This is a genomic window from Paraburkholderia sp. (assembly GCF_026225065.1).
Classification (GTDB): Bacteria; Pseudomonadota; Gammaproteobacteria; order Burkholderiales; family Burkholderiaceae; genus Paraburkholderia.
Window position 1 is genome coordinate 1 of record NZ_JAMFSB010000298.1, and the last position, 6,053, is coordinate 6,053.

The following is a 6,053-nucleotide window of genomic DNA, read 5'->3' on the forward strand; positions in this document are numbered from 1 at the left end:
TCCACGAGCCACGCGCCGCCGCTGTAGATGCCGGCGAGTACGATGCCGTCGGCGCCGCCTCGGTCACCGAGTTGTTCACCGAATTGCTCACCATAAGCAGCACGTATCTGTTCGAGCAGAGCGCGATACAGCGCCTCGGCGTCAATGGAACTCATGATCGTCGGATAGTCCGTCTAGATATTGCTGGAGGATGATGCAGGCGGCTTCGGCGTCGAGCATGTCCGCGCGGCCATTGCGAGCGCGAATCCCGGCTTTCGCTTCCACCGACGAATAGCGTTCGTCGATCCATGTCACCGGCAAGTTGAAGCGGCCATGGAGCTGGTTGCCGAAGCGTGTCGCGAGTTGGGTCATTTCGTGCGGCGCGCCATCGGGATGCATGGGCAAACCGACCACCAGCGCATCCGGCGTCCATTCGGCGATCAGCTTGCCGAGCTCCTCGAAGCGATACTCGCGGTTACGGTTTTGCACCACCACGAGCGGCCGTGCGCTTTTGGTCAGCGAGTTGCCGACCGCCACGCCAATGCGTTTTTCACCATAGTCGAACGCCAGCAGCGTTGCCGCTCGTCCGGCCGCACTGCTCATGCGTGGCCTGCTTCGCCCGAGAGCATCGAAAGGGAAATGCCGAGCAGCGCGAGGGCAGCTTCGAGGCGCTCTTCGGCCGGCACGTCGAACACGACTTTCGGATCGGACTCGACGGTGAGCCAGCCATTCTTCGAGATCTCTTCCTCGAGTTGGCCCGCGGCCCAACCTGCGTGGCCAAGCGTGAGCAGAAAACGTTCCGGGCCCGTGCCGCTCGCGACGGCCTCGAGCACGTCTTTGGAGGTGGTCATTTCCAGACCGCCGGGCACCGACATCGACGACGTATAAGGCCCGCCTTCTTTCGGATAATGCAGCACAAAGCCGCGCTCGGTTTGCACCGGGCCGCCGAAGTAAACCGGGACATGCAGGAGGGGTTCGATCTCGAGCTTCAGATCGATGCGACTGAACAGCGCTTCCAGATCGATATCGGTCGGCCGGTTGATCACCAGGCCGAGCGCACCGCGCTCGCTGTGATCGCAAAGGTAGACCACCGTTCCTGAAAACGTAGGATCCGCCATGCTCGGCATGGCGATCAGGAACTGGTTAGTCAGATTGATGCGATCGGTACTCTTGGACATAGTTCGGATTTTAGCAAAGACGATGCGGAATGGCGGGCTTTGAGCGTGGGCAGATCAGGTGCCGCGATCCATGAATTGCGGATCATGTTGCCACTCTATCACGCGCTTACACCTCGCCAACGGTGCGTATTCGGGTGCGCATCCGAGGGGTGACGGTTCGTACGTCCGCGCATGCAATCTGCAAGGCGGCGTAAGGGCGTCAACCGTGCTCGATGGCCAGCGTCAACGCGGCCAACGCTGGGCCGGCCGCGGGCGGAGCGACGCCTGCCGCAATCTTGTGCAGCATCGCGCGCAACGCCTCGGCACCTTGTTCCAGCGCCTGCGCGTCGGGCGCGCTCACAATTACGTGCGCGCGCACCGCAGGCGTCGAGACACCGGCATGCGCACGACGGCGCCACGCGAGACCCAGTGCATCTGCGAGCAGCGCGACATGGCCCAGACCGAGCGCACACGCCGCGGCGCCGAGGCGATAAGCGGCGTCGCCCGCCTGCAGCGCTTCGCTCGGATCGGCTTTCTCAAATTGACCCGCGCCTCGTGCATGTTCAGCGAGCGCGGCGATGGCCGCGTCAGCCGTCTGCAGGAAATCTTCATACGCATGGGCGTTGACGGTCAGCACGCCCAGCTCGCGGGTACGCGTCACGCCCAAGCCACCCGCGCCAAGCTCTTGCGCCTCTGTCGCGCCCGCTTCCCACAACGCCTCCGACTCCTGGGTGGCGGCCACGTGCCAGTCCACGGTCAAGCCGTAATCGTGCAGCAGTTCGACGTGTTCTGCGTCCTCTGCTGCGGCACCGAAGAGCGCGTAATCGCGCCACAGCAGCGCGAGCGTCGCGCGTACCAGCGAGCGCGAGGCGAGCGTCGAGCCGCGCGCGTGATCCGCCAGGGCGAGATTGCAACGTGCATGGAAGCGCCGTGCGTCTGCGTCCCCGACTAAGTGACCGCTCACGCGCAGCGAGCGGGCACACGCCGAAGCGAGACGCCAGAAGTCGTAGGGATCGGGGCCGGCGAGTTCAGCGAGACACGCGTCGAGTTCATCGAGCGCGGCGCGCGTCAGCGCGGTTACAGCAGCGCTGGCCGCACCGTCACTCGAATGCGCCCGCAACACCGGCAACAGGGCACGCTCATAGCGAGCCCGCAAGTGAGCGAGGCGCTCCGCCGGCTGCGCGCTGAACGACACCGGTGGCAACGGCCGCGCGGCCAGTGCGAAATCTTCGTAGGTGACCGTGAAGCCCGGAGTACGCCGCGAAATCAGTGCACTGAGCGCCTGGTAGTGGCCGTACAGTACCGGCGAGCAGGACAGCTCGCGCAGGTTGTGCCGTGTGGTCGCCGCCCGGAAATCGTGCAACGCCTCCGTGAACAACTGACGCGCGTCAGGTTCTTCAGGCGGTTCCGCTGCCGTTAATGGCGAGACCAGCACCAAGGCATCTGCCAGCTTCTGCGCCCCAAGCCAGCCCGCCTCACGGAAAGCCTGCGCCGCGCGCAACAGCGCGGCCGCCGCGTCGCCGCGCTGCTCGAGCGCAAGCCGCGCCTCTGCGAGCGCGAGTTCCGCAGAACGGACCGACCCGCCACGCGGGTTGGGCAGTGCATCGAAAGAGCCGGGTGATGCGGATCGAGGGATCATGGGCAGGCGACATGAACACGGACAGGCCGACGAACGCGATCACGCCGCCCGTCGGGACGCGCGACGCTTGCGACGCTCAGATCTGGACCATCTCGAAGTCTTCCTTGCGGGCTCCGCATTCCGGGCAGGTCCAGTTAATGGGAACATCTTCCCAGCGCGTGCCCGGCGCGATTCCTTCATCTGGTAAACCGGCTTCTTCGTCGTAGATCCAGCCGCAGATCAGGCACATCCAGCTTCTATGTTCCATTCTTGTGTCGCGTCAAAAAGAGCGTTGAAACGAGAGCCATGATGGTACCGTGTTGCCGCCCCAATGCCTAGCAGTCGAAAGTCGCCAGGTTGACGTGCCGCAGACGCGCTGCAGACGAAGCTGGACAAGGCGCGGCGCGATGCCCCGATTCAGTGCGCAAAGTCCTCTGCGGATGCGAAAAAACGCCCCGTTAGCGCTTTAGGCCGCATAATTGAGGCGACTGCGCCCACGCTGCGCGCTTACATAAGCTTACTTCCTGCCAACCATTTTCATGCCCAGCGACACGCCTCCGATCGTTCTCACCTTCGGCCTATCCGATCCGACGGGTGCCTCCGGCCTGCAGGCCGACCTGATGACGCTAGCCAGCATGGGTTGTCACGGCGTCAGCGTGCTGACGGGATACACCGTGCGCGATTCGGCAAACTGCGACGAAGTTACCGGGCTGGATCCGGAAGTCGTCGCAACCCAGGCGCGCATGCTGCTCGAAGACATGCCCATCGCCGCCTTCAAGGTGGGGGCCGCCACGCGAGCAGAAGTGGTGAGCGCAATCGCCGAAGTCGTGGCCGACTACGACGACATCCCGCTGATCCTCGCTCCCGACTTCACGCTGGACGATGAGCACGTGCTCGCCGCCGACGAACTGCGCGAAGCGATTGCCGACCTGCTCGCACCGCAAACCACCCTGCTCGTGGCGGATCACGCCACCTTGCTCGCTCTCGCGCAGCCAGATGGCGACGCCGAGGCGCCGAGCCTCGACGCGGCAATCTCGCACCTGCTGTCGCAAGGCTGCGAATACATCCTGTCCACGGAAACCGGCACGCACCGGCTCGTCAATACGCTTTTCAGCGACGACGGCCAGTTGCGACAGGATATGTGGGACCGCGGCCCGCACCGCATCATGGGTTTGACCGACACGCTCGGTGCGGCGATCGCCGCGTTGCTCGCGAACGGACAGGACCCGGCCGAAGCCGTGCGCGAAGCTCAGGAGTATCTGTATCAGGCCATGCGCAATGCGTTTCGACCCGGGATGGGCGCCTATCTGCCGGACCGGTTTTTCTGGGCCCGCAGTAGCGACGAAGAAACGCCGCTGGGTAGCGCGAAGGATGCGCCGCCGGGAGAAGCGCGGCATTAAGCGATGGTGGGCGGGACCGGTCGCGTGGCCGGATCGCCCGGGATTATTTCCGAAGATTATTTCTGAGGCTCACTTCCAGACCTTACGCGGCATCGACTCCTGCCTTTCATGGGCTTTCTGCGCGCCGCGCGACACAGCGCCGTCGACTGCATCAGCGGAACGCTTCTCCCCCAGCGGATACCCCCAGATTCAGCGGTTTCAAGCCCTCGCCGGGCCAGGCGTCCTTTGACGCCGACCCGTTCCCGCCATACCCGGCCAATCGCGTTACGAATCATCATCCGTCCACATTGGCACGTGGCGTTCAAGCAGAAAATCTTCACGCTCTGATTACAAACGTAATCAAACGTTACAACTGGATTGCTTATCAGCCAGTAGAATTTACGAACTGTAATGTCGTCGGCGCCCCTTATGCCACCTCGGACCCCGTCTTTTCACTCGCCTAAAAGCGATCGCGCATGCGCGATCGGCTCCTGCCGCACCGAACATGAAATTGGGCGCCTTGATGCCTCGAGCGGCATCGACCTCAGCGGGAATCTTTAACGTGGACAATTCGCACGCCTACGTCCCCGCCCCTTCTGACGCCAGCTCCGACCTCCCGGACACCAGCCATGGCGCTCGAACCATCCCCGAAGCACGCAAAGCCGTGGTATCCGCCAAACCTGCACAAGCGTTCCTGCAACGCGTCAGCGGTGCGGTAGACGTCCAGGATCGCGCACGGATGTTCCAGCAGAAGGCCGTCACGGTCTGGCTCACCGGTTTGTCCGGAGCAGGAAAATCCACGATTGCGTATGAACTGGAACGGCAGCTCATCGCCCTCGGCCACCCCTGCTACGTGCTCGACGGCGACAACGTCCGCCACGGCCTGGCCAGCGACCTCGGTTTCAGCAAGGAAGACCGGCGCGAGAATATCCGCCGGGTCGCACATGTCGCCCAGCTGATGAACGACGCAGGTCTGATTGTGATTACCGCGCTGATTTCGCCGATGGGTGAAGATCGAGCCATGGCGCGCGCGATCATCGGGTCCGACCGGTTTGTCGAGACCTACCTCTGCGCTTCGGTTGACGACTGTGCGCGGCGCGATCCCAAGGGTTTGTATGCCAAGGCACGGGCGGGCGCGATCACGGCGTTTACGGGCGTGTCCGCACCCTATGAGGCGCCGGCCAACCCGGAGTTACGCGTGGATACCGCGGCGCAGAACAAAGACGCAAGCGTGGCGGGAATCTTCGATTACCTGCATGAGACGTATCTCCTGAAGCCCTGAAGATAACGGCCTCGGAAATAAAAAAACCCGCGTCGCGGGTTTTTTCTTTTGGGGCGCACGCCTTGCAGCGCGCCTCCCCCATGTGTTTCGATACGGGGCCCCAGAGGAGCCCCATCCGAAATTACATGTCCATGCCCATACCGCCCATGCCGCCGGGCATACCGCCGCCCATCGGAGCATCGTCCTTCGGCAGTTCGCAAACCGCTGCGTCGGTCGTCAGCAGGAGGCCTGCCACCGATGCTGCGTTTTGCAGTGCCGTGCGCGTGACCTTCGTCGGGTCCACGACACCGGCGTCTACCAGGTCGACGTACTCGCCCGTTGCTGCGTTGTAGCCGTAGTTGCCCGTGCCGGCTGCAACTGCTGCCACCACGACGCTGGCTTCTTCGCCGCCGTTCGTGACGATCTGACGCAGCGGTTCTTCCATTGCGCGCAGAACGATCTTGATACCTGCGTCTTGATCGGGGTTAGCGCCCTTCAGACCAGCGATTGCCGTACGAGCGCGGATCAGTGCAACACCGCCGCCAGCCACGATGCCTTCTTCCACAGCTGCGCGCGTTGCGTGCAGTGCGTCTTCGACACGTGCCTTCTTTTCCTTCATTTCGACTTCGGTCGCAGCGCCGACCTTGATCACTGCAACA

Annotated in this window: 7 protein-coding genes and 1 pseudogene; 2 read left to right on the plus strand and 6 right to left on the minus strand. The window is 63.4% G+C overall.

Going from position 1 to position 6,053, the window contains the following annotated elements; translation table 11 throughout:
• The 5 genes and pseudogenes from M0954_RS21550 to M0954_RS21570 all read right to left on the minus strand — a co-directional run.
• Positions 1–155, minus strand: a pseudogene (locus tag M0954_RS21550) (bifunctional pyr operon transcriptional regulator/uracil phosphoribosyltransferase); the annotation flags it as partial.
• Positions 142–582 (minus strand): Holliday junction resolvase RuvX, encoded by a 441-nt coding sequence (gene ruvX, locus M0954_RS21555; protein WP_297355395.1) that lies wholly within the window; start codon positions 580–582, stop codon positions 142–144. The pseudogene M0954_RS21550 and the gene ruvX, both read right to left, overlap by 14 nt.
• Positions 579–1,157 carry a YqgE/AlgH family protein gene (locus M0954_RS21560; RefSeq protein ID WP_122152233.1) on the minus strand — a complete coding sequence of 193 codons (579 nt, stop codon included), beginning with the start codon at positions 1,155–1,157 and terminating at the stop codon, positions 579–581. The genes ruvX and M0954_RS21560 overlap by 4 nt, the downstream gene beginning before the upstream one ends.
• Before the next feature lie 199 nt (positions 1,158–1,356).
• The gene (locus M0954_RS21565) at positions 1,357–2,775 is read right to left on the minus strand and encodes a hypothetical protein (protein ID WP_297355397.1); all 1,419 of its coding nucleotides are present in this window, start codon (positions 2,773–2,775) and stop codon (positions 1,357–1,359) included.
• 76 nt (positions 2,776–2,851) lie between these two features.
• Complete coding sequence (locus tag M0954_RS21570) at positions 2,852–3,022, minus strand: rubredoxin (RefSeq protein WP_122152235.1); 171 nt, start codon at positions 3,020–3,022, stop codon at positions 2,852–2,854.
• Between the two features lie 271 nt (positions 3,023–3,293).
• Here M0954_RS21570 and M0954_RS21575 point away from each other — a divergent pair, with 271 nt between their 5' ends.
• Entirely contained in the window at positions 3,294–4,154 is an 861-nt protein-coding gene (locus M0954_RS21575; protein ID WP_123384664.1) for a hydroxymethylpyrimidine/phosphomethylpyrimidine kinase, read from the plus strand.
• Positions 4,155–4,827: 673 nt separating this feature from the next.
• Positions 4,828–5,415: an adenylyl-sulfate kinase gene (cysC, locus tag M0954_RS21580; RefSeq protein ID WP_297355401.1), complete on the plus strand. Its 588-nt coding sequence runs from the start codon at positions 4,828–4,830 to the stop codon at positions 5,413–5,415.
• Between the two features lie 121 nt (positions 5,416–5,536).
• Here the strand turns inward: cysC and M0954_RS21585 are convergent.
• A partial coding sequence (locus M0954_RS21585) for a TCP-1/cpn60 chaperonin family protein (RefSeq protein ID WP_297355399.1) occupies positions 5,537–6,053 on the minus strand: 517 nt, incomplete at its 5' end.